The organism is Thermosynechococcus sp. PKX82 (assembly GCF_031583255.1).
GTDB lineage: Bacteria > Cyanobacteriota > Cyanobacteriia > Thermosynechococcales > Thermosynechococcaceae > Thermosynechococcus.
The window spans coordinates 1523895-1547076 of record NZ_CP134169.1 but is presented as its reverse complement, the minus strand read 5'-3'; the positions used below and the strand labels follow the sequence as shown (position 1 = coordinate 1547076).

The 23182-nt window shown below is 54.9% G+C and carries 20 protein-coding genes; 16 read left to right on the top strand and 4 right to left on the bottom strand.

All coding sequences use genetic code 11. The features are described 5' to 3' along the window. Positions 1–3 precede the first annotated feature (3 nt). From RHH53_RS07655 to RHH53_RS07580, 16 genes are all read left to right on the top strand, one after another. Positions 4–933 (top strand): Rpn family recombination-promoting nuclease/putative transposase, encoded by a 930-nt coding sequence (locus RHH53_RS07655; protein WP_310743623.1) that lies wholly within the window; start codon positions 4–6, stop codon positions 931–933. A 3-nt stretch (positions 934–936) separates the two neighbouring features. Continuing rightward, a complete protein-coding gene (locus RHH53_RS07650) occupies positions 937–1902 on the top strand; it encodes an Rpn family recombination-promoting nuclease/putative transposase (RefSeq protein ID WP_310743622.1) in 966 nt (321 codons plus the stop codon). 3 nt (positions 1903–1905) lie between these two features. Further along, a complete protein-coding gene (locus tag RHH53_RS07645; protein WP_310743621.1) occupies positions 1906–2859 on the top strand; it encodes an Rpn family recombination-promoting nuclease/putative transposase in 954 nt (317 codons plus the stop codon). A 3-nt stretch (positions 2860–2862) separates the two neighbouring features. Continuing rightward, positions 2863–3780, top strand: coding sequence for an Rpn family recombination-promoting nuclease/putative transposase (locus RHH53_RS07640; protein WP_310743620.1), 918 nt, complete (start codon positions 2863–2865; stop codon positions 3778–3780). A gap of 3 nt (positions 3781–3783) precedes the next feature. Further along, positions 3784–4380, top strand: a complete 597-nt coding sequence (locus RHH53_RS07635; RefSeq protein WP_310743619.1) for a DUF2887 domain-containing protein — start codon at positions 3784–3786, stop codon at positions 4378–4380. A gap of 3 nt (positions 4381–4383) precedes the next feature. Further along, positions 4384–5289, top strand: a complete 906-nt coding sequence (locus RHH53_RS07630; protein WP_310743618.1) for an Rpn family recombination-promoting nuclease/putative transposase — start codon at positions 4384–4386, stop codon at positions 5287–5289. Between the two features lie 3 nt (positions 5290–5292). Continuing rightward, complete coding sequence (locus tag RHH53_RS07625) at positions 5293–6174, top strand: Rpn family recombination-promoting nuclease/putative transposase (RefSeq protein ID WP_310743617.1); 882 nt, start codon at positions 5293–5295, stop codon at positions 6172–6174. A 3-nt stretch (positions 6175–6177) separates the two neighbouring features. Continuing rightward, complete coding sequence (locus tag RHH53_RS07620; RefSeq protein ID WP_302677960.1) at positions 6178–7059, top strand: Rpn family recombination-promoting nuclease/putative transposase; 882 nt, start codon at positions 6178–6180, stop codon at positions 7057–7059. 3 nt (positions 7060–7062) lie between these two features. Further along, complete coding sequence (locus RHH53_RS07615; RefSeq protein WP_310743616.1) at positions 7063–7980, top strand: Rpn family recombination-promoting nuclease/putative transposase; 918 nt, start codon at positions 7063–7065, stop codon at positions 7978–7980. Positions 7981–7983: 3 nt separating this feature from the next. Next, positions 7984–8937 (top strand): Rpn family recombination-promoting nuclease/putative transposase, encoded by a 954-nt coding sequence (locus tag RHH53_RS07610; protein WP_310743615.1) that lies wholly within the window; start codon positions 7984–7986, stop codon positions 8935–8937. A 3-nt stretch (positions 8938–8940) separates the two neighbouring features. Further along, a complete protein-coding gene (locus RHH53_RS07605) occupies positions 8941–9906 on the top strand; it encodes an Rpn family recombination-promoting nuclease/putative transposase (protein ID WP_310743614.1) in 966 nt (321 codons plus the stop codon). A 219-nt stretch (positions 9907–10125) separates the two neighbouring features. Continuing rightward, positions 10126–15243, top strand: coding sequence for a hormogonium polysaccharide biosynthesis protein HpsA (gene hpsA, locus RHH53_RS07600; protein WP_310743613.1), 5118 nt, complete (start codon positions 10126–10128; stop codon positions 15241–15243). A 17-nt stretch (positions 15244–15260) separates the two neighbouring features. Further along, complete coding sequence (locus RHH53_RS07595) at positions 15261–15932, top strand: hypothetical protein (protein ID WP_310438288.1); 672 nt, start codon at positions 15261–15263, stop codon at positions 15930–15932. Positions 15933–15963: 31 nt separating this feature from the next. Then, a complete protein-coding gene (locus tag RHH53_RS07590; RefSeq protein WP_310743612.1) occupies positions 15964–17010 on the top strand; it encodes a type II secretion system protein in 1047 nt (348 codons plus the stop codon). Positions 17011–17042: 32 nt separating this feature from the next. Further along, positions 17043–17627 (top strand): type II secretion system protein, encoded by a 585-nt coding sequence (locus RHH53_RS07585; protein WP_310743611.1) that lies wholly within the window; start codon positions 17043–17045, stop codon positions 17625–17627. Between the two features lie 32 nt (positions 17628–17659). Next, a complete protein-coding gene (locus tag RHH53_RS07580; RefSeq protein WP_310742719.1) occupies positions 17660–18277 on the top strand; it encodes a prepilin-type N-terminal cleavage/methylation domain-containing protein in 618 nt (205 codons plus the stop codon). Positions 18278–18287: 10 nt separating this feature from the next. Here RHH53_RS07580 and RHH53_RS07575 read toward each other — a convergent pair whose 3' ends face one another. The 4 genes from RHH53_RS07575 to hemF form a co-directional block, all read right to left on the bottom strand. Then, on the bottom strand, positions 18288–20528 hold the full coding sequence (locus tag RHH53_RS07575) for a heavy metal translocating P-type ATPase (RefSeq protein ID WP_206199633.1): 2241 nt from the start codon (positions 20526–20528) through the stop codon (positions 18288–18290). Next, a complete protein-coding gene (locus RHH53_RS07570; protein ID WP_206199632.1) occupies positions 20525–20719 on the bottom strand; it encodes a heavy-metal-associated domain-containing protein in 195 nt (64 codons plus the stop codon). Before RHH53_RS07570 ends, RHH53_RS07575 begins: the two co-directional genes overlap by 4 nt. Positions 20720–20793: 74 nt before the next feature. After that, the gene (locus RHH53_RS07565) at positions 20794–22128 is read right to left on the bottom strand and encodes a cytochrome c biogenesis protein (RefSeq protein WP_310438292.1); all 1335 of its coding nucleotides are present in this window, start codon (positions 22126–22128) and stop codon (positions 20794–20796) included. After that, positions 22129–23145 carry an oxygen-dependent coproporphyrinogen oxidase gene (hemF, locus tag RHH53_RS07560; RefSeq protein WP_310438293.1) on the bottom strand — a complete coding sequence of 339 codons (1017 nt, stop codon included), beginning with the start codon at positions 23143–23145 and terminating at the stop codon, positions 22129–22131. It lies immediately after the preceding gene. Positions 23146–23182: the final 37 nt, after the last annotated feature.

Sequence of the window (23182 nt, the reverse complement as noted above, 5' to 3'; positions counted from 1 at the left end):
CCCATGCGCCGCGACTCCCTTTTTTATCAACTCTTTGCCCAGCTGCCCCAGACCCTCTTTGATCTCTTGGGCATAGACACGCCTCAGGGGTATCGCTTTGACTCTGTGGAGCTGAAGCAAACGGCCTTTCGCATTGATGGCGTCTTCGTGCCCCCTGACCCCTCAGGAACGGTCTATTTCTGTGAGGTGCAGTTTCAGCGGGACACTACCTTCTACGAACGCTTCTTTGCGGAAATCTTTCTCTATCTGCGGCTGTATCGCCACACCTTCTCTCACTGGCAAGCGGTGGTCATTTATCCCCATCGTCAAGTGGAACAAGTGTCCTTTGAACCCTATGAGGTGTTGGTGAATAGTCATCGCCTGCGGCGGGTGTATCTGAATGAACTGGGGTCACCAGAGGCATTGCCATTGAGCCTAGCGCTGATGCAACTCACCGTGTTACCTGAAGCAGAGATGCCGACAGCAGCACGGTTGTTGGCAGAGCGCACTCGCACAGAGGCAGTGCCAAGGCCAGAAGTCATAATGGAGTTGATCACCACCATTGTGCTGTACAAGTTTACGGAGCTGAGTCGGGAGGAGGTGCTGCGCATGTTGGGGTTTACCACGGAAGAGTTGAAGCGGACGCGGTTTTATCGGGACGTCTATGCTGAGGCACGGGAAGAGGGGTTACAAGAGGGGCGAGCACAAGGGCTAGAAGAAGGACGACAGGAAGGTCGGCAGGAAGGGTTGCAGCAGGGATTGCAGCAGGGATTGCAGCAGGGAGAGACCCTCGTTGTCTTGCGGCAGTTAAGACGGCGGTTTGGCGAGTTACCAGCTGGCCTTGAGGAGCGCATTCGCCAGCTCTCTCCCCCTCAAATCGAAGCATTGGCAGAGGCTCTCTTGGACTTCACTGCCCTAGAGGAAGTGTTTGCGTGGCTAGAGCGCTCCAGCTAGCCGATGCGCCGCGATTCCCTTTTTTATCAACTCTTTGCCCAGCTGCCCCAAACCCTCTTCGACCTCTTGGGCATAGACACGCCTCAGGGGTATCGCTTTGACTCCGTGGAGCTGAAGCAAACGGCCTTTCGCATTGATGGCGTCTTCGTGCCCCCTGACCCCTCAGGAACCGTCTATTTCTGTGAGGTGCAGTTTCAGCGGGACACTACCTTCTACGAACGCTTCTTTGCGGAAATCTTTCTCTATCTGCGGCTGTATCGCCAGACCTTCTCTGACTGGCAAGCGGTGGTCATTTATCCCCATCGCCAAGTGGAACAAGTGTCCTTTGAACCCTATGAGATGTTGGTGAATAGTCATCGCCTGCATCGGGTCTATCTGAATGAATTGGGGGCACTTGAGACATTGCCATTGAGCCTAGCGCTGATGCAACTCACCGTGTTACCTGAAGCAGAAATGCCGACAGCAGCACGGTTGCTGGCAGAGCGCACTCGCACAGAGGCAGTGCCAAGGCCAGAAGCCATAATAGAGTTAATCACCACCATTGTGTTGTACAAGTTTACGGAGTTGAGTCGCGAAGAGGTGTTGCACATGCTGGGGTTTACTACTGAGGAACTGAAGCGGACGCGGTTTTATCGGGACGTCTATGCTGAGGTACGGGAAGAGGTATTACAGCAGGGACTGCAGCAAGGATTACAACAGGGATTGCAACAAGGGCTGCAACAGGGATTGGAGCAGGGATTACAGCAAGGATTGCAACAGGGATTACAGCAGGGACTACAACAGGGATTACGGCAGGGAGAGACCCTCGTTGTCTTGCGGCAGTTAAGACGGCGGTTTGGCGAGTTACCAGCTGGCCTTGAGGAGCGCATTCGCCAGCTCCCTGCCCATCAAATCGAAGCATTGGCAGAGGCTCTCTTGGACTTCACTGCCCTAGAGGAAGTTTTTGCATGGCTAGAACGCTCCAGCTAGCCCATGCGCCGCGACTCCCTTTTTTATCAACTCTTTGCCCAGCTGCCCCAGACCCTCTTTGATCTCTTGGGCATAGACACGCCTCAGGGGTATCGCTTTGACTCCGTGGAGCTGAAGCAAACGGCCTTTCGCATTGATGGCGTCTTCGTGCCCCCTGACCCCTCAGGAACGGTCTATTTCTGTGAGGTGCAGTTTCAGCGGGACACTACCTTCTACGAACGCTTCTTTGCGGAAATCTTTCTCTATCTGCGGCTGTATCGCCACACCTTCTCTGATTGGCAAGCGGTGGTCATTTATCCCCATCGTCAAGTGGAACAAGTGTCCTTTGAACCCTATGAGGTGTTGGTGAATAGTCATCGCCTGCGGCGGGTGTATCTGAATGAACTGGGGTCACCAGAGGCATTGCCATTGAGCCTAGCGCTGATGCAGCTCACCGTGTTACCCGAAGCAGAGATGCCCACAGCAGCACGGTTGTTGGCAGAGCGCACTCGCACAGAGGCAGTGCCAAGGCCAGAAGTCATAATGGAGTTAATCACCACCATTGTGTTGTACAAGTTTACGGAGCTGAGTCGGGAGGAGGTGCTGCGTATGCTGGGGTTTACGACGGAAGAGTTGAAGCGGACGCGGTTTTATCGGGACGTCTATGCTGAGGCACGGGAAGAGGGGTTACAAGAGGGGCGAGCACAAGGGCTAGAAGAAGGACGACAGGAAGGTCGAGAAGAAGGTCGGCAGGAAGGATTGCAGCAGGGATTACAACAGGGATTACAACAGGGATTACAACAGGGAGAGACCCTTGTTGTTTTACGCCTCCTAAGACGGCGATTTGGCGAGTTACCAGCTGGCCTTGAGGAGCGCATTCGCCAGCTCTCTCCCCCTCAAATCGAAGCATTGGCAGAGGCTCTCTTGGACTTCACTGCCCTAGAGGAAGTGTTTGCGTGGCTAGAGCGCTCCAGCTAGCCCATGCGCCGCGACTCCCTTTTTTATCAACTCTTTGCCCAGCTGCCCCAGACCCTCTTTGACCTCTTGGGCATAGACACGCCTCAGGGGTATCGCTTTGACTCCGTGGAGCTGAAGCAAACGGCCTTTCGCATTGATGGCGTCTTCGTGCCCCCTGACCCCTCAGGAACGGTCTATTTCTGTGAGGTGCAGTTTCAGCGCGATAACAGCTTCTACGAGCGCTTCTTTGCAGAAATCTTTCTCTACTTGCGTCTGTATCGCCAGACCTTCTCTGATTGGCAAGCGGTGGTTATTTATCCCAATCGCCAAGCAGAACAAGAGTGTTTTGAGCCGTATCAATTGTTAGTGAATAGCGATCGCCTGCATCGGGTCTATCTGAATGAATTGGGGTCACTTGAGGCATTGCCATTGAGCCTAGCGCTGATGCAGCTCACCGTGTTACCCGAAGCAGAAATGCCAACAGCAGCACGGTTGCTGGCAGAACGCACTCGCACAGAGGCAGTGCCAAGGCCAGAAGTCATAATGGAGTTAATCACCACCATTGTGTTGTACAAGTTTACGGAGCTGAGTCGCGAGGAGGTGCTGCACATGCTGGGGTTTACTACTGAGGAACTGAAGCGGACGCGGTTTTATCGGGAGGTCTATGCTGAGGTACGGGAAGAGGTCTATGCTGAGGCACGGGAAGAGGGCTTACAAGAGGGGCGAGCACAAGGGCTAGAAGAAGGACGACAGGAAGGATTACAGCAGGGAGAGACCCTCGTTGTGTTGCGCCTCCTAAGACGGCGGTTTGGCGAGTTACCAGCTGGCCTTGAGGAGCGCATTCGCCAGCTCCCTGCCTATGAGATTGAAGCCTTGGCAGAGGCTCTCTTGGACTTCACTGCCCTAGAGGAAGTGTTTGCGTGGCTAGAGCGCTCCAGCTAGCCGATGCGAGAGTGTTTTGAGCCGTATCAATTGTTAGTGAATAGCGATCGCCTGCATCGGGTCTATCTGAATGAATTGGGGTCACTTGAGGCATTGCCATTGAGCCTAGCGCTGATGCAACTCACCGTGTTACCCGAAGCAGAGATGCCGACAGCAGCACGGTTGCTGGCAGAGCGGACTCGCACAGAGGCAGTGCCAAGGCCAGAAGTCATAATGGAGTTAATCACCACCATTGTGTTGTACAAGTTTACGGAGCTGAGTCGGGAGGAGGTGCTGCGCATGCTGGGGTTTACGACGGAAGAGTTGAAGCGGACGCGGTTTTATCGGGACGTCTATGCTGAGGCACGAGAGGAAGGGTTGCAACAGGGATTGCAGCAGGGATTACAACAGGGATTACAACAGGGATTACAACAGGGATTACGGCAGGGAGAGACCCTTGTTGTTTTACGCCTCCTAAGACGGCGGTTTGGCGAGTTACCAGCTGGCCTTGAGGAGCGCATTCGCCAGCTCTCTCCCCCTCAAATCGAAGCATTGGCAGAGGCTCTCTTGGACTTCACTGCCCTAGAGGAAGTGTTTGCGTGGCTAGAGCGCTCCAGCTAGCCGATGCGCCGTGACTCCCTTTTTTATCAACTCTTTGCCCAGCTGCCCCAGACCCTCTTTGACCTCTTGGGCATAGACACGCCTCAGGGGTATCGTTTTGAGTCCGTGGAGCTGAAGCAAACGGCCTTTCGCATAGATGGCGTCTTCGTGCCCCCTGACCCCTCAGGAACCGTCTATTTCTGTGAGGTGCAGTTTCAGCGCGATAACAGCTTCTACGAGCGCTTCTTTGCAGAAATCTTTCTTTATCTGCGGCTGTATCGCCAGACCTTCTCTGACTGGCAAGCGGTGGTCATTTATCCCCATCGTCAAGTGGAACAAGTGTCCTTTGAACCCTATGAGGTGTTGGTGAATAGTCATCGCCTGCATCGGGTCTATCTGAATGAATTGGGGTCACTTGAGGCATTGCCATTGAGCCTAGCGCTGATGCAACTCACCGTGTTACCCGAAGCAGAGATGCCGACAGCAGCACGGTTGCTGGCAGAGCGGACTCGCACAGAGGCAGTGCCAAGGCCAGAAGTCATAATGGAGTTAATCACCACCATTGTGTTGTACAAGTTTACGGAGCTGAGTCGCGAGGAGGTGCTGCGCATGCTGGGGTTTACTACTGAGGAACTGAAGCGGACGCGGTTTTATCGGGACGTCTATGCTGAGGCACGGGAAGAGGTTTATGCTGAGGCACGGGAAGAGGCCTATGCTGAGGTACGGGAAGAGGTATTGCAGCAGGGATTACAGCAGGGAGAGACCCTCGTTGTGTTGCGCCTCCTAAGACGGCGGTTTGGCGAGTTACCAGCTGGCCTTGAGGAGCGCATTCGCCAGCTCTCTCCCCCTCAAATCGAAGCATTGGCAGAGGCTCTCTTGGACTTCACTGCCCTAGAGGAAGTGTTTGCATGGCTAGAGCGCTCCAGCTAGCCGATGCGCCGTGACTCTCTTTTTTACCAACTGTTTGCCCAACTACCCCAGACCCTCTTTGACCTTTTGGGCATAGACACGCCTCAGGGGTATCGTTTTGAGTCCGTGGAGCTGAAGCAAACGGCCTTTCGCATGGATGGCGTCTTCGTGCCCCCTGACCCCTCAGGAACCGTCTATTTCTGTGAGGTGCAGTTTCAGCGCGATAACAGCTTCTACGAGCGCTTCTTTGCAGAAATCTTTCTCTACTTGCGGCTGTATCGCCAGACCTTCTCTGATTGGCAAGCGGTGGTTATTTATCCCAATCGCCAAGTGGAACAAGTGTCCTTTGAACCCTATGAGGTGTTGGTGAATAGTCATCGCCTGCATCGGGTCTATCTGAATGAATTGGGGTCACTTGAGGCATTGCCATTGAGCCTAGCGCTGATGCAACTCACCGTGTTACCCGAAGCAGAGATGCCGACAGCAGCACGGTTGCTGGCAGAACGCACTCGCACAGAGGCAGTGCCAAGGCCAGAAGTCATAATGGAGTTAATCACCACCATTGTGTTGTACAAGTTTACGGAGCTGAGTCGCGAGGAGGTGCTGCGCATGCTGGGGTTTACTACTGAGGAACTGAAGCGGACGCGGTTTTATCGGGACGTCTATGCTGAGGCACGGGAAGAGGCCTATGCTGAGGTACGGGAAGAGGTATTGCAGCAGGGATTACAGCAGGGAGAGACCCTCGTTGTCTTGCGGCAGTTAAGACGGCGGTTTGGCGATTTACCAACTAGTCTTGAAGAGCGCATTCGCCAGCTCTCTTCCCCTCAAATCGAAGCTCTGGCAGAAGCCCTCTTGGACTTTACGACCCTTGAGCAAGTCTCTGCTTGGCTAGAGCGCTCCAGCTAGCCGATGCGCCGTGACTCTCTTTTTTACCAACTGTTTGCCCAACTACCCCAGACCCTCTTTGACCTCTTGGGCAGAGACACGCCTCAGGGGTATCGTTTTGAGTCCGTGGAGCTGAAGCAAACGGCCTTTCGCATGGATGGCGTCTTCGTGCCCCCTGACCCCTCAGGAACCGTCTATTTCTGTGAGGTGCAGTTTCAGCGCGATAACAGCTTCTACGAGCGCTTCTTTGCGGAAATCTTTCTCTATCTGCGGCTGTATCGCCAGACCTTCTCTGATTGGCAAGCGGTGGTCATTTATCCCCATCGTCAAGTGGAACAAGTGTCCTTTGAACCCTATGAGGTGTTGGTGAATAGTCATCGCCTGCGGCGGGTCTATTTGAATGAACTTGGGTCACTTGAGGCATTGCCATTGAGCCTAGCTCTGATGCAGCTCACCATGTTACCCGAAGTAGAAATGCCGACAGCAGCGCGGTTGCTGGCAGAGCGCACTCGCATAGAGGCGGTTCCAAGGCCAGAAGCCATAATAGAGTTAATCACCACCATTGTGTTGTACAAGTTTACGGAGCTGAGTCGCGAGGAGGTGCTGCGCATGCTGGGGTTTACTACTGAGGAACTGAAGCGGACGCGGTTTTATCGGGACGTCTATGCTGAGGCACGAGAGGAAGGGTTGCAACAGGGATTGCAGCAGGGATTACAACAGGGATTACAGCAGGGAGAGACCCTTGTTGTTTTACGCCTCCTAAGACGGCGGTTTGGCGAGTTACCAGCTGGCCTTGAGGAGCGCATTCGCCAGCTCCCTGCCCATGAGATTGAAGCCTTGGCAGAGGCTCTCTTGGACTTCACTGCCCTAGAGGAAGTGTTTGCGTGGCTAGAGCGCTCCAGCTAGCCCATGCGCCGTGACTCCCTTTTTTACCAACTGTTTGCCCAGCTGCCCCAGACCCTCTTTGACCTCTTGGGCATAGACACGCCTCAGGGGTATCGTTTTGAGTCCGTGGAGCTGAAGCAAACGGCCTTTCGCATGGATGGCGTCTTCGTGCCCCCTGACCCCTCAGGAATAGTCTATTTCTGTGAGGTGCAGTTTCAGCGCGATAACAGCTTCTACGAGCGCTTCTTTGCAGAAATCTTTCTCTACTTGCGTCTGTATCGCCAGACCTTCTCTGATTGGCAAGCGGTGGTCATTTATCCCCATCGCCAAGCTGAACAAGTGTCCTTTGAACCCTATGAGATGTTGGTGAATAGTCATCGCCTGCGGCGGGTGTATCTGAATGAATTGGGGTCACTTGAGGCATTGCCATTGAGCCTAGCGCTGATGCAACTCACCGTGTTACCCGAAGCAGAGATGCCGACAGCAGCACGGTTGCTGGCAGAGCGGACTCGCACAGAGGCAGTGCCAAGGCCAGAAGCCATAATGGAGTTAATCACCACCATTGTGTTGTACAAGTTTACGGAGCTGAGTCGCGAGGAGGTGCTGCGCATGCTGGGGTTTACTACTGAGGAACTGAAGCGGACGCGGTTTTATCGGGACGTCTATGCTGAGGTACGGGAAGAGGTCTATGCTGAGGTACGGGAAGAGGTATTGCAGCAGGGATTACAGCAGGGATTGCAACAGGGATTGCAACAGGGATTGCAACAGGGAGAGACCCTTGTTGTTTTACGCCTCCTAAGACGGCGGTTTGGCGAGTTACCAGCTGGCCTTGAGGAGCGCATTCGCCAGCTCTCTCCCCCTCAAATCGAAGCATTGGCAGAGGCTCTCTTGGACTTCACTGCCCTAGAGGAAGTGTTTGCATGGCTAGAGCGCTCCAGCTAGCCGATGCGCCGTGACTCCCTTTTTTATCAACTCTTTGCCCAGCTGCCCCAGACCCTCTTCGACCTTTTGGGCAGAGACACACCGCAGGGGTATCGCTTTGAGTCCGTGGAGCTGAAGCAAACGGCCTTTCGCATAGATGGCGTCTTCGTGCCCCCTGACCCCTCAGGAACCGTCTATTTCTGTGAGGTGCAGTTTCAGCGCGATAACAGCTTCTACGAGCGCTTCTTTGCAGAAATCTTTCTCTACTTGCGTCTGTATCGCCAAACCTTCTCTGATTGGCAAGCGGTGGTTATTTATCCCCATCGTCAAGTGGAACAAGTGTCCTTTGAACCCTATGAGGTGTTGGTGAATAGTCATCGCCTGCATCGGGTCTATCTGAATGAATTGGGGTCGCTTGAGGCGTTGCCATTGAGCCTAGCGCTGATGCAGCTCACAGTGTTACCCGAAGCAGAGATGCCGACAGCAGCACGGTTGCTGGCAGAGCGGACTCGCACAGAGGCGGTTCCAAGGCCAGAAGCCATAATAGAGTTAATCACCACCATTGTGCTGTACAAGTTTACGGAGCTGAGTCGCGAGGAGGTGCTGCGCATGCTGGGGTTTACGACGGAAGAGTTGAAGCGGACGCGGTTTTATCGGGACGTCTATGCTGAGGTACGGGAAGAGGTCTATGCTGAGGTACGGGAAGAGGTCTATGCTGAGGTACGGGAAGAGGTCTATGCTGAGGCACGGGAAGAAGGTCGACAGGAAGGGCGACAGGAAGGGCGGCAGGAAGGGTTGCAACAGGGAGAGACCCTCGTTGTGTTGCGGCAGTTAAGGCGGCGGTTTGGCGAGTTACCAGCTGGCCTTGAGGAGCGCATTCGCCAGCTCCCTGCCCATGAGATTGAAGCCTTGGCAGAGGCTCTCTTGGACTTCACTGCCCTAGAGGAAGTGTTTGCATGGCTAGAGCGCTCCCCCTAGCCCATGCGCCGTGACTCCCTTTTTTATCAACTCTTTGCCCAGCTGCCCCAGACCCTCTTCGACCTCTTGGGCAGAGACACACCGCAGGGGTATCGCTTTGACTCCGTGGAGCTGAAGCAAACGGCCTTTCGCATGGATGGCGTCTTTCTCCCCCCTGACCCCTCAGGAACGGTCTATTTCTGTGAGGTGCAGTTTCAGCGCGATAACAGCTTCTACGAACGCTTCTTTGCAGAAATCTTTCTCTACTTGCGTCTGTATCGCCAGACCTTCTCTGACTGGCAAGCGGTGGTTATTTATCCCCATCGTCAAGTGGAACAAGTGTCCTTTGAACCCTATGAGGTGTTGGTGAATAGTCATCGCCTGCATCGGGTCTATCTGAATGAACTCGGGTCGCTTGAGGCGTTGCCATTGAGCCTAGCGCTGATGCAGCTCACAGTGTTACCCGAAGCAGAGATGCCGACAGCAGCACGGTTGCTGGCAGAGCGGACTCGCACAGAGGCGGTTCCAAGGCCAGAAGCCATAATAGAGTTAATCACCACCATTGTGTTGTACAAGTTTACGGAGCTGAGTCGCGAGGAGGTGCTGCACATGCTGGGGTTTACTACTGAGGAACTGAAGCGGACGCGGTTTTATCGGGACGTCTATGCTGAGGTACGGGAAGAGGTCTATGCTGAGGTACGGGAAGAGGTCTATGCTGAGGCACGGGAAGAAGGGCGACAGGAAGGTCGACAGGAAGGTCGACAGGAAGGTCGACAGGAAGGTCGACAGGAAGGGCGGAAGGAAGGGTTGCAGCAGGGAGAGACCCTCGTTGTGTTGCGGCAGTTAAGGCGGCGGTTTGGCGAGTTACCAGCTGGCCTTGAGGAGCGCATTCGCCAGCTCTCTCCCCCTCAAATCGAAGCATTGGCAGAGGCTCTCTTGGACTTCACTGCCCTAGAGGAAGTGTTTGCGTGGCTAAATCGCTCTTCCTAGCCTAGGCATCATAAATCGCTAGTTGGAACATTTAAGTTGTGTGTTTGATCGTGTGGCAATAAGTATGATTGCTGTGCGCAACAATCCGCAAAATTGTCTGGAGGCTGAAATTTTTTACTAAGGAAAAACCATACTAATTACTAGCCTATTTCAGATCTTCAGATCTATCGATATAACTAGTGGTAGGTTACTGCTCCCGTGCGTTGACTAGGTGCCCCTATGAAAAAGAATGACCGACGCTTTGGCCTCTCAAAACGGCAGTATCGCAAATTGACCCAAGCAATTCGTCATTTGCTTTACCAGCTGCGCCTCTGGATACGGCGACGGCTGGCACCCCTAGGGAGAGGGGGGCGGCAACTGCAGTTTGGGCGCCGGGGGTTTGTGTTGCCGACGGCGGTGATTGTGTTGGTGGTGCTGACATTAACGGTGGCAGCACTGATGATCCGCACGCTGAATCGCACCGCAGAGGTGGGGGGGCAACGGCAGACCATCCAAGTTTTGAATGCCACTGCACCGGCCATTGATAGGGCACGTGCCAAGCTAGAGTACTTCTTTAACCAAGATCCGCTGCGTCCGAATGGGGTGCCGGGGGAAGAAACCATTGAACAGATTATTGGCAATCGGCTAGAGACCACCCGCAACCCCGACCCCTATACGATGGCTGACGAGCAGCGGATTGATATTAATGGCGATGGGCAGGTGGATAATGCTTGGGTGTTTCAACCCACTAGTGACTCGATCGTGGCCTACTCGATCTTGATGCGGCGACCGAGCGATGCGCAACTCGATCAATCGGATGCGCAAAAAGCTGGTCAATTGATCACCCGCAGTCGGCCAATGGGGATTACTGAACTGGGGAATCAGTGTAGTGATCTGGGCGGCGCCGCAGGTCAACAGGTGGAAGTGGGCTGGGATGAAGTGGGCAGTGCTATTTTGCGCAAGAACTTTCAAATTAATGCCTTTGTCTATGAAAACCGCAATGGTGGTCAGGCGCTGTCGACGATTGAGTTTGTGCAGGAACGCCAAATGGAGCGGGGCAATAAATGGGGGGCATGGTTCCGCAATGATTTGGAGATTTTTCCGGGGCCGGTGTTTCGCTGGAATGGGGCACTGCACACCGAGGGGAGTGTCTTTTTGACGGGTGGTACTGGTTTCACCGCCTATCTGATTAGCGCGCCGAAGTCCTGTGTTTATACCCGCGCGGCTTCAGAGATTACGGCAACGGAAATCCGCAACCCAGAAACCAATGAGATTGAATTCCAAGGCCAATTTATGGCGGGGAGCTTGCGGGATAACAACACCAATGCGCCAAATGTTTACATTCACTCTTACCGCGAGCCGCCCAGTGCCCCCTACACCAGTGGGGATGCGAATCCACCCGCTGAAAACGTCAGGTTTAACGCGAGCCGCGACTCTGTAAAGAATGATTTCGTGCCTGCAAATGTCGCTCTCAACCCAGTGGCTATTGTGACCGAAGACCGCAGTCGGGCGCGCGGGAGTGATCCAACCAATGTGACGGTACGGGATCCTAACTGGTCGAATCAGTTTTATGTGCAGCAGGGGCGCTTTGACAATAAAACCCAACCTAAGCCCTACGTGGATGATACGTACCGCGCTGATGACCGCTATGGCCCTAAGCCCGTGTATGACGTCAAGATGCCTGCTTCTGATCCGCTGCGGCAAATTCCGCCAAGCGCTAAGGTGGGCGACCCGATTGAGGGGCGCGATCTGCTGACTCGTAATGTTGCCCCCCCCGACAGCCAAAATAAACGGGAGGATTTGGGACTGGATGGCTATTGGGAGCGGCGGGCACGCCAAGAAGGCCTACGAATCATTGTGGGAGAACGCTTGGAACTGGGCAAACCTCTTGATCCACCTGCGGGTGATACCCTTGATAACGACCGCCGCAACGAGTTTTATCAGCACCGCACGCTGCGGGATGATTTGGCAGCCGTGCAGGCCACAGCCATTTATCACTACAAAGCGAGGGGAACAACGGTTGACTCCACTATTCCCGATCCGTTTACGGAGCCTTATCCGGGGCAAAACACAGGGGGCTATGAGCCGATCGCCTGCTTGGCGACTACTCACCACCACGGCACACCGCAAACTGCCCTGCGCAGCATCATGTTCAACCAGTACAGTGGCATTCAGGGCTTGCCCTCTGATTTCCGCTTCTTTGACTTCTTTACCGGGCGCGGCACCAATGGTTGGGAGTTTCAGCCTCCTATTTTCAACAGTCCAGAGATGCAACAAGCGATGCGGAACCTCGTGGCCTATGCGGGTGATGGTGTGGATGGGGCGTTTCCGCCCAAACAGGAAATAGGGGGAACCACAATTCACCCCAATCCTTATAAGACCCGTGCTGGGAATTTCTCGAACCTTGCCCGCGCGCTTCAACTCCTAGAGCAAAGAGGCAGCTTGAGCGCTCTAAGCTTGGCCGATCAAAGTACAATCCACACCGCAGGCTGTATGTTGGGAATGCTGGCGTATAGTGTGAATACCCTTCAAACCTTAGATGTTAATAGCCTCAATGCGGGGAATCAACTGGTTAACCTGAACGATGGTATCGATAAGTTAAACGAATACTATCGCCCGGATTTTAATGACAATGCCTTTAGCAACGGTGAAGTGATTCCCTTAGGCTTGGGAAGTAATGCAGAAATAGGGGCAGGTACTGTGCAAGTCATTCGGCAAGACTTCAGTGCTAATCAGAGCCTCTCCTATCGCGGGGGCTATTTGGATGCCAATGCCTACATCACCGCCCTAGTTAACGACTGGAATCGGCGCCCGCTGCAAGAAACTAATGCCGATGTCAATGCCCGTCTTGCGCGGTTAATTGCCCTCAAGGAGCAGGTGACATATGACCTTAACCCAGAGGGTTACAGTTGTAGCATCTCTGGAGACTATCCTAATTTGCGAAATGCTTTTTGCCTAGGGCCAGACAAACGAGGATTTGTGATTGGCCAGGAGTTTCAGATGCCGGGCGCCGGTGGAACAGTGACTGTCAAGCTTGAAGATGCCCCCAGCTATAACTTTGACCTGCGTCCCGGTGAAGTAAGCGAAGGTGGTGATAAGGGCAAAAGTGTCTATGTCACTGGTGCGGGGCGGATGATTTTGGAAGGCTTCACCACTGATAACCGAGGTAAAGTTCTCACCGTCACTCTAAAAAACCCCGACCCCGTCCAAGAAGGTAAGGAAATTCCAGCAGGAGCTTCGGCTTCCCTTATGACCACTGACAGTCTGGAAACAGGTACCATTACCGCTGCTGTTGGATTTCCGAATTCCCCCACTCTAAGCCCTACCAATCCAAATGGTAATTCCCCGGTAACGATCACCTACACAGGACTACAACTGCAGGTAGGGGATATTATTGAAATTCGCCGTCCCACTGGTATTTCAGTCCTTCCTGGTGGCCTAGAGGGACGCTTTGTGGTCATTGCCACTCCTGCAACAGCTACAGCAACCCTACGCTACATTGGCGGCACAGAACGTACGGGTGGGGGTACAACTCCCATTGCTGTGAACTCGACACTGGTGGTGCTCGCACGCCGACATAACAACCCCACCGCACCGATTCTCGGTACCTTTAATACGGTGATTAAATATCCAGCGTTGCGGGCGATCTTCAACCCGCCGGGGAGGCCGTGGTCGTCTGTAACTCCGAGTGCTATTGCAGCAAACCCACGTATGAATCCAACAGATTTCCTTACCCCTACCGAGCCAGCTACTGGGACTCTAGTGAATAATATCCGCTATCCCAGCCGCCTGAATCAAATCATTGGCTTTGACGGCAATGCTCGCAATGTCGCTTTCCTTGATAACACCCTCTTCAATGGTCGTGAAGAGATGGCGGTGCGGGAAATGGATATTGACCTTGACCTGCTGCGGCGCACTTCTATTGGTGGGGATACATGGCTGCCGATGGGGGGCATTGTCTATGCCTTCCGGGAGGATGCAGTGCGCGAAGATGGCATTGCCCGACCTGCCATTACAGGTCAAAACTGGATGAATACTAATCCCAGCAATCCTCATGATCCCATCCGAGCCGCCAACGGCATTTCGACAAAACCAGTGGATTTCTTTGCCGATCCAATGCGGCGACCCAATGGCTTTCGATTGTGGAATGGTAAACGGCTTGACCGGGAAGGAATCCCCGCAAGTAAAAATATCGCTGGCCTCTCCTTTATCAGCGATAACCCAGTCTATATTCAGGGGGACTTTAACCTCCACAGTACCAACGGCACAACAAACAATCTGGAGGAATTTACCACAACCCTAGACGCAAACTGGAGCAACTTCTATAGCCGTAATACGCTCGATAATCGCTTTGCTCGGCCTAACTCCGACACTTGGCGACCCGCAGAAATCCTCGGGGATGCGGTGACGATTCTCTCTGACAATTTCTGCAATGGCTCTGCCAATGATTATTTTGCTCAGGCTTACAACGATGGTATTCAAGGGCTTGGCAACAACTCCCCTGAAAACCTCGCCACAAACTATGTGCAAAACACTGGAAGTGACGCACGGGTTAACAACGGCAACAATCTTGGCCAAATCTACCTGACCTGTGCCGACAATGCAAACCTGCGCACCTCTTTCTTGAATGCCAACCGTCCTAATGACGACTTACATAACAATACAGTTTGGCTGCGGGAAAGTCCCTTTGATCCCAGTTCACCGATTTACGTGGATCGCAATGGCACGCCTTGGGCGATTAATTACCGAACAGGTGAACGGGTGGATCGCGATGGTAAGGCCCTCACAAGCTATCCCGATGGTGAACAGGGCCAAGCCAGTAAACCTTACAACAGCTACTATGGCTTTGGTTCTCAACGTAGCCGCAACGCAGCAACGGATACCCAAGTCAATGCGGTAATCATCAGTGGCACTGTGCCTTCGCGACCCACACAGTCCTATGGCGGCATGCACAACTTCCCGCGTTTTCTGGAGGGATGGGGTAACCTTACCATTCAGGGATCCTTTATTCAACTCAACTTCTCGACCCAAGCCACAGGTCCTTTTGATCAAGACCAGTGGCCAATTCCCAACGATCCTCGCTGCCGCGATGTCAACACCGCCTTCAATTGTCCAGCGCAATCTGTAGAGTTAATTCAGTACTACGGAGCGCCGACTCGGCGTTGGGGCTATGACGTGGGTCTGCAGCTGGCACCGGCAGGGCCAGTGGCACGGCGATTTATTACCCCAGGGCGGCAACGCAATGAATTCTACACTGAGCTGCGTGCCGACGATCCCTATATCCTACGCCTACGCTGTGCCCAACGTCCTGACGGTAGTGGACGAGTTGATCCAACGGTGTCTAATTGTCCTGCCTAACGATGGAGGTGAGTTCGATGATTCGGCAATTGCAGCGGCTGCAGCCAGCCAATGGGGGGCTGACCTTGGTGGAGTGTTTGATTGCCATTCTGGTGGTGAACCTCTCTGTGGCCATGTTGGCCGCACCGCTGCTGTTGGTGGCGGCTACCCGCTTGCGCAATGATCGCATTAACCAAGCCACAGAGATTGCCCGTGGCGAGTTGGATCGGCTGCGGGTGATGATGGAGCAGGGCATCGACATTCGCGAAGACAGTGGCCTGCTGCCTCCTGCAAGCACTGTTGGCGCCTCCGTGAGTAATCCTTCAGTCCTCTCTAGGCAAGCCCCGCCCACCAGTCTGACAAGCTGCAACTTGCCCAACAATGCCACCACGGCCTGCGAGCGGCAGCTGAACAATGCCCGCTTTGGGGTGCAAATCTATCGCGGTACCCTGATTACCGACGCTGCCCGCAGGGTCTTGGCTTACCCAGTGCAGGTGCGGGTCTATAGCGCTGCAGCCTTGCCGATGGAGCCAGAGAGCAACCCCGACCCTATTGAGCCAGAAGCGGTGATGATGACCAGCAGCATTGTGGGTGCCGAAAGACGGCCCTTGGCGGTGTTGACAACGGTGCTGCTGCGCAGTGACTCCGCTGAAACCCTGCCGCTGATGGCTGTGCCGGAGGGAGATGGCGGTTCAGGTTCTGGTTCATAAGGTGTTGTTGTCGCAAAGAGGAGAGGTTGCAATGAAACTGCTGGGTTGGTGGCGGCGGCGATCCAAGGGCTTTACGATTACCGAGATTCTGGTTTCCTTGGTCATTGCTGGGGTGATCACCGCCTCCTTAGGCTCAATTTTAATCGACATGATCCAAACCGAAAGCCGCGAGGCTGCTTTGAATCAGCTGCGCCAAGACCTCAAGGCGACGCTGGATGTGATCAGTACGGATCTGTCCCAGGCGGTGTTTGTCTATAACGGCAACTGCTTAGCTGGCAGCGGCTCCTGTGGCGATACCTCCCGCCCCGAGCCCCTGACAAACTACCTGCCTGACTTTCCAAGTACCATGCGGCCGGTGTTGGCGATGTGGATTTTGGAGCCCTTTCCCTACTACCAAAACCAACTGGGGTATGCCCGATTCGTCATGCCGCGGGATTGCTCAAGGGTATGGTCAACAGATCAGGAAAATGCGAAAGCACACTGCGAAGAGCTGAGAAGTGGCCGCCGCAGTTATACCTTGGTGGTGTATTACATTGATACCGCTCGCCAGTCCTTTTGGTCACCGGAATCGGATTGGCAGGGGCAGGCACGACTCGTGCGCTACCAACTGCGCAAATATAAGGAAGCGGCGAGGGCTAGTGATGCTAACTACGACTGGCTGGGGATTAACCAGGGGTATGTTGACCCTACAGGAAAGACCAACTTTGCCCGCTGGCCAATTGATGTGCAAACTGGTGCCAATCTGCAATCTAGTCGCCCTGTCAAAGACATTGAGGGCTATCTACGGGTCACCGATTTGACGGTGGTCACAGACTTTATTGATACTGACACCAGTATGCCAAGGCCAGACTGCCCAACGGGGACAATTCGCACTCCCCAAGGCACCAGTGATGCGCCGGCGGGCTTTTTTGCCTGTGTGAAAGAGCGCGGCTCAAGCTTTAATGCCGCCACCTTTGTTTATCTGCGGGGCAATCCCCAGGGCTTGCCGGGGATCCGTCAAGAGGATATACAAAATCGGCCCGTGCTGACCACCACGGTGCTGAGCCGTTCGGTGCAAGGAAAAGTTCCCAATTTTTAGCTAACCGCCTAAGGAAAAGGAGCGCCGCAGCCATGAACAGCCGCCAACGGGGCTACACCATGACCGAGATACTGGTGGTCATTGTCCTGATTGCCATTCTTGTGGGCATTGGCACCATGACCCTGTTTCCACTGCTGCAACGGCAACGGGTGCGCGCCGCTGTGAATACTGCCCGCAATGTACTGCGCCTTGCCCAGGCCAATGCCAAAAGGGAAAAGCTGCCTTGGATAGCGGCATTTCGCAATACCGATTTTGGCCCGCAGTGGTCGACCAATCCCGTCAACCGGGATAGGAGGGACTGGCAGTGGCAGCCCCTAGTGGATGACGATGAGCAGTTGGTGATGGTCATGTACGCCACTGACTTTAACTCCACAGAGGTGGGGGAGGGGAATCGAATTTTGGAATGCTGGCAGCCCCAGGCGCGATCGGCGGCAGTCCAACAGTGTGAGTTGGCCTTTGACCATCAGGGGCGGGTGATCACGCCGGTGACGCCCCGGCGGATTGCCTTTAGCATCTATGCCTATGAAGACGAGTACCTCCAGTGCGTGCGAATACCAACCATTTTGGGGGGGATGCGCATTGAGCAGGGACAATCCTGTGGCGCGTATCGTGAGTAACGTGTCGGTAGAGCAGTGTTGAAGAGTTAGAGATGGCTATGACAGAACATGGGGACAGGGGTAGGGACAGTGTATATCTGAAGCTGCTGTTTTTTCTGCAGGAGCGGCGGCGGTGGGGAGCCAATGGCGGATTGACGTTTCCGGAGGTGCTGGTGGTGATGGTGATTTTAGGGGTGATTGCCCTAATTGCCTTGCCTTCGCTGCTAAACCAACGGCTCAAGGCACAACTGGCGGGGGCCAAATCAGCGGTGGGGGCAGTTAACCGTGCCCAGGAGGCCTACCGGGTGCGCCACAAAATTTTTGCCACCAAAATTGCCTATCTGGGTCTCTATAACACCCAAGGGGGGGGCTATAGGGTGGATGGCTACTATCCCTTGACGCTCACCTATGACCAAGTGAAGGAGGAAAATACTGGCCGCATCCTCCATGGTGGCGGTAATCCGTGGTATGCCGCTGTGCATGCCCAAGCCATTGATCCAGCCGGCAAGGGGGTGTCGGGCTGTGTCTGGGCAAAGCCGGGGGATTTTGGGGTCACGAGTGCTTCGGTGAAGGAGGGAAAAACGGCAGCACCCCCTGGGGATTGTTGGGAAGATCAGCCAGAAGGTTCTAATGACCCAGTCAAGTATTTTCCAATTCAGACAACGGAGTAATTTTAGGGGGTTAGAATGCCGACGATCGTCGAAAAGAGCGCAGGCGCAGAGCATTCATCACCACGGAGAAGGAACTAAAGGCCATTGCTGCACCGGCCACCATGGGATTGAGGAGCCAGCCGCTCAGGGGGTAAAGGATACCAGCGGCAATGGGAATGCCAGCCACATTATAGATGAAGGCGAAAAAGAGATTCTGGCGAATATTTTGGATGGTGGCGCGGCTGAGTTGTAGGGCGGTGACAATGCCCTGAAGATGACCGGCAATGAGGGTGATGTCACTGCTGGCGATCGCTACATCGGTACCCGTGCCCAGAGCAATGCCCACATCGGCTTGAGCGAGGGCCGGGGCATCATTAATGCCATCCCCCACCATGGCCACGCACTTCCCTTGCCGTTGCAGTTCAGCAATGATCGCTGCCTTTTGATCGGGGCGGACACTGGCAACGTAATGCTCAATTCCCACTTGCTGGGCAATGGCCGCAGCTGTTACGGCCTGATCGCCCGTGAGGAGAATCACCTCTAATCCCATGCGCTTCAGGGCAGCCACTACCGCTGGGGCTTCGGGTTTCAGCGTGTCGGCAAGGGCGATCAGCCCCCTGACTTGGGCATCCACCGCTATCCAGATGACCGTTTTCCCCTGCTGTGCAAGGGTTTGAGCTTGAGGCTGCCAAGGGGTGATGTCAATCTTGTGGCCTGCTAGAAAGGCTGGCGTACCAATGAGCACCCATTGATCCTCAACCATGCCCTGTACCCCTTGACCAATCGTGGCCACAAAGTCGCGAACCGCTTGCGGCGATACCCCCTGCCCTTGGGCATACTCGACCACAGCGGCAGCCAAGGGATGTTCCGAGTGCCATTCCACACTGGCGGCCAGCCGCAAAAGGGTTGTGGCATCCGCCTGAGGATAAAAATCGGTGACGCTGGGATGGCCTTGGGTGAGGGTGCCTGTTTTGTCGAGAACCACAGTTTGCACCCGATCGGCCAGCTGGAGACTGCGGGCATCTTTAATCAAAATGCCATACTCCGCTGCTTTGCCGGTGGCCACCATGATTGAGGTGGGGGTGGCCAAGCCAAGGGCACAGGGACAGGCAATGATCAAAACGCCAATGGTGGTCAACAGGGCTAGGGTGGGATTGCGGCCAATGGTCAGCCACAGCAGCCCCGTCAGGAGAGCGATCGCCAGCACCGTCGGTACAAACCAAGCCGTGATGCGATCCGCCAGTTTTTGAATGGGGGCTTTTGAGGCCTGGGCCTGCTGCACTAGTCGAATCATTTGTGCCAAAAAGGTTTGCTGTCCCACCCGTGTAGCACGCATTTGTAGGCTGCCCGTTTGATTGAGGGTGGCACCAATGACCTCATCCCCCTCGCGTTTTTCCACCGCTAGGCTCTCCCCGGTCACCATGGATTCATCCACCGTCGAAGCCCCAGCCACAATCTCACCATCCACGGGAATTTTCTCGCCGGGACGCACCAGCAATCGATCCCCCACTTGCACTTCAATCAGGGGCACCTCCACGGCTTCCCCATTACGAATTACCCGTGCCGTTTTCGGTTGCAGGGCGAGGAGTTTGCGAATAGCGGCAGCAGTTTCCCGTTTGGCGCGACTTTCGAGAAAGCGTCCCAAGAGAATCAGGGTAATGACGACGGCTGAGACTTCGTAATAGACCTCTGGCATGTGGCCATGGAAGGCTTGGGGAAAGAGCGTCCCAAAGAGCGAGTAGAAAAAGGCGACACTGGTGCCCAGAGCCACTAGGGTGTCCATCGTTGCTGTGCGATAGCGCAGTGCCCGCCAGGCGCCCTCATAAAAGGATTCGCCACTCCAAAACTGAATTGGCGCTGTCAGCAACAGTTGCAGCCAAGGATGGTGCAGCCATGGGGGGATCCAAGGGAGATGCCAGCCCGTCATCATGGGTAGATTCCCCACTAGCAGTAGTAGGGTGGCGCCACCCGCAAAGAGGAGTCGGCGTTTGAGACGGTGCAGCTCAGCCCGATAGGTCAATTCTGCGGTGGCGGTGTCAGTTACCAAGCCTTCTTCAGGCAGTCGCTCTGCGTGATAGCCGGCTTTGGCGATCGCCCCCTGTAGATCTGACCAGGTCACTTGCTGGGGATCGTAGGTGACCGTGGCCTGAGCGGCGGCAAAATAAATTTCACAGTCCCTGACGCCCGGTAGCGATCGCAGGGCAGTTTCAATGACATTGGCGCAAGCGGCGCACTGCATCCCCTGCACCTTGAAGCTGAGCTGGGTGATCATTGGGGCGTATAACCGGCTTGGCGAATGGCACTGCGGATGTCTGCCGCTGCGGCTTGGGTCTCAATGGCTAGCTCTTTGGTTGCGAGATGGGCGGTAACAGTCGCACGGGTGTCAACCGCTTGAATCGCTTGGATAATGGCATCACGACAGGCGCCACAGGCCATGTCGGGCACGCGCAGCTTGAGAACCATGGTGATCTTCCCCTGACACTCCTGCGATTCATCGTGAAGTCTCCAGTGAACGAGAGAGTCAAGGGGGAGTCCGGCTAATTTTGTTCAACGGCTAGGGGCTGGTCTTGGCGGTTTAAGGCATTGGCGATCGCCACCAATTCCTGCTCAAAGGCCAACTGGGCGCGATTGGTGCGGCCACCCACATAGAGGAGATCGGTTTCCTGCAGCCCCCACACCTGGGAGTGGGACACATAGCTCATGATCACCCCCGCCATCAACAGGGCAAAGCCCGCATAAAACAGGGGAATCCCCGGATCGGCTTTAATTTGTAGCCCTGTACTGCCCACAAGTTCAATCAACGTCAGCGTCACACCGTTAATCTCTGTACTCATGCCGGTGCGCAAGCTGGTGAGAAACTCGCCCTTGGGGCTGTAGATGAGCACCGTGCCTTGGAGATCCCGTGCAATCAGGGAAATCCCCTCCGAGAGATCCGGTTTCGTGGGCAGCCATGTGCCCCAAAGACGACCTTTGCCTTCTGTGTCCAGCTGGGCCATTGGCAGTTGCAGCACGGGACTGTTGTTCAGGCGAAAGCGAATGGCGGCAATACTCCAGTCCGCCTGATAGAGGGTGACCCCGCCATACTTCAAGGGCTGGTTGACATGGATTGTGCCCCGCTTCACCTCCTGACCGTCGGCATCCAGTACCGAGAGATCCGAGTAGAATTGGTCAATGTCACCCGCATCAGTGTAATCAATCCAAAAGCGATTCACCTTGACCGACCAGTGTTGGGGGATGCGCGCCAGTGGCCCCGCCTGCACAATGTGCTGAAGATGAAAGGTTTCACCACTGGGAATCAGTTCCTGCGCCATAAAGCCCGTCAGCGCCCCCAAAATCCCCCCCAGCAAAATCAGAATCATACTGGCATGAACCACAATCGGGCCTATGCGACCAACAATGCCTTTGCGGGCATAGAGTTGATTATCGGTTTGCCAGACGCGGTAGCCTCTCTGAGTCAAGGCAGCGGCCAGTTCCTTGAGGGAGCCTTGGGAAATCGTGGTGCTCAGGGCCAGTTTGGTGAATTGACGCGGTTGGGAGTAGTACTGCCAGCGTTGGGCGGTGGTGAGGGCAGGCACCTGCCGAGTGAAGGTACAGGCCGTTAAACTCGCCCCAAAGAGCACCAACAGAGTGAGATACCAAGGGGTGCGATAGACATGATCTAGCCCTAGGGCCAGCAGCACCCGCCAACTGAGAAAACCAAACAGGGCAGGGTCTGCGGGATAGTTTTCTTGGTAGAAGCTGAGGGATTGCCCCTGCTCAATCACAGTGCCAGCGATACTGGCGATCGCAATCACCAGCAGCAGGAGAATCGCTAGGCGCAGATCACCTAGGAGGGCAAGCACACGGCGCAACACAGGGGCACTGATCCTCATTTAGCTTGGCCAATTCACCCAGTCTTGGGGCTTGAGAAAGGTGGTGTACAGTTCCGCTTCGCGGCTGTTGGGTTCCGGGGTATAGCCGTATTCCCAGCGGACAAGGGGGGGCAGAGACATCAAAATAGACTCGGTGCGGCCATTGGTTTGTAGGCCGAAGATGGTGCCGCGGTCATAGACTAGGTTGAATTCCACATAGCGGCCGCGCCGATAGAGCTGAAATTGCCGCTGGCGATCGCCATACTCGAGGTGACGCCGCCGTTCCACAATCGGTAGGTAGGCTTCTAGAAAGGCTTGGCCACAGCTTTGAATAAAGGCAAACAGGTCTTCCCACGAACGATTGCCGATGGAACCGACCTTTTGACTGTAGCGAGCAGCTTCGCCATGGGGATCAGGGCCGCGGTAAAGCTCGCGATCGCTGCCATCTTGGTAGTCAAAGAAAATGCCGCCCACGCCACGGGTCTCGCCACGATGCTTGAGGTAGAAGTATTCATCACACCAGCGTTTGAACACAGGGTAGTACTCGCTGTGGTGGCGATCGCAGGCAGCCTTATGCACCTGATGAAAGTGTTTCGCATCCTCAGCAAAGGGGTAGTAGGGGGTCAAATCTGCGCCACCGCCAAACCACCACACAGGACCTGCTTCAAAGTAGCGGTAGTTCAAATGCACCGTTGGCACATAGGGATTGCGGGGATGGAGCACCATGGAGGTACCCGTGGCATAGAAGCCATGACCCGCTGCCTCTGGCCGCTGCGCCAAGATTGAGGGCGGCAATTGCTCCCCCCACACCTCTGAGAAATTAACGCCCCCCTGCTCCAGAACCTGGCCATGTTTCATCACCCGCGAGCGACCACCGCCCCCTTCGGGACGTTGCCAACTGTCCTCTTGAAACTGGGCACCGCCATCGGCTGCCTCTAGGGCCTGACAAATCTGATCCTGGAGGTCTTTCAAAAAAGTCGCTGCCCGTTGACGCGAGTCGCTGGGCACAGCAGGGGTAGCAGAAGTGGCAACAGTCATAGTAAATATCGAAATCCTAATAAACGGTCTTCAGTGT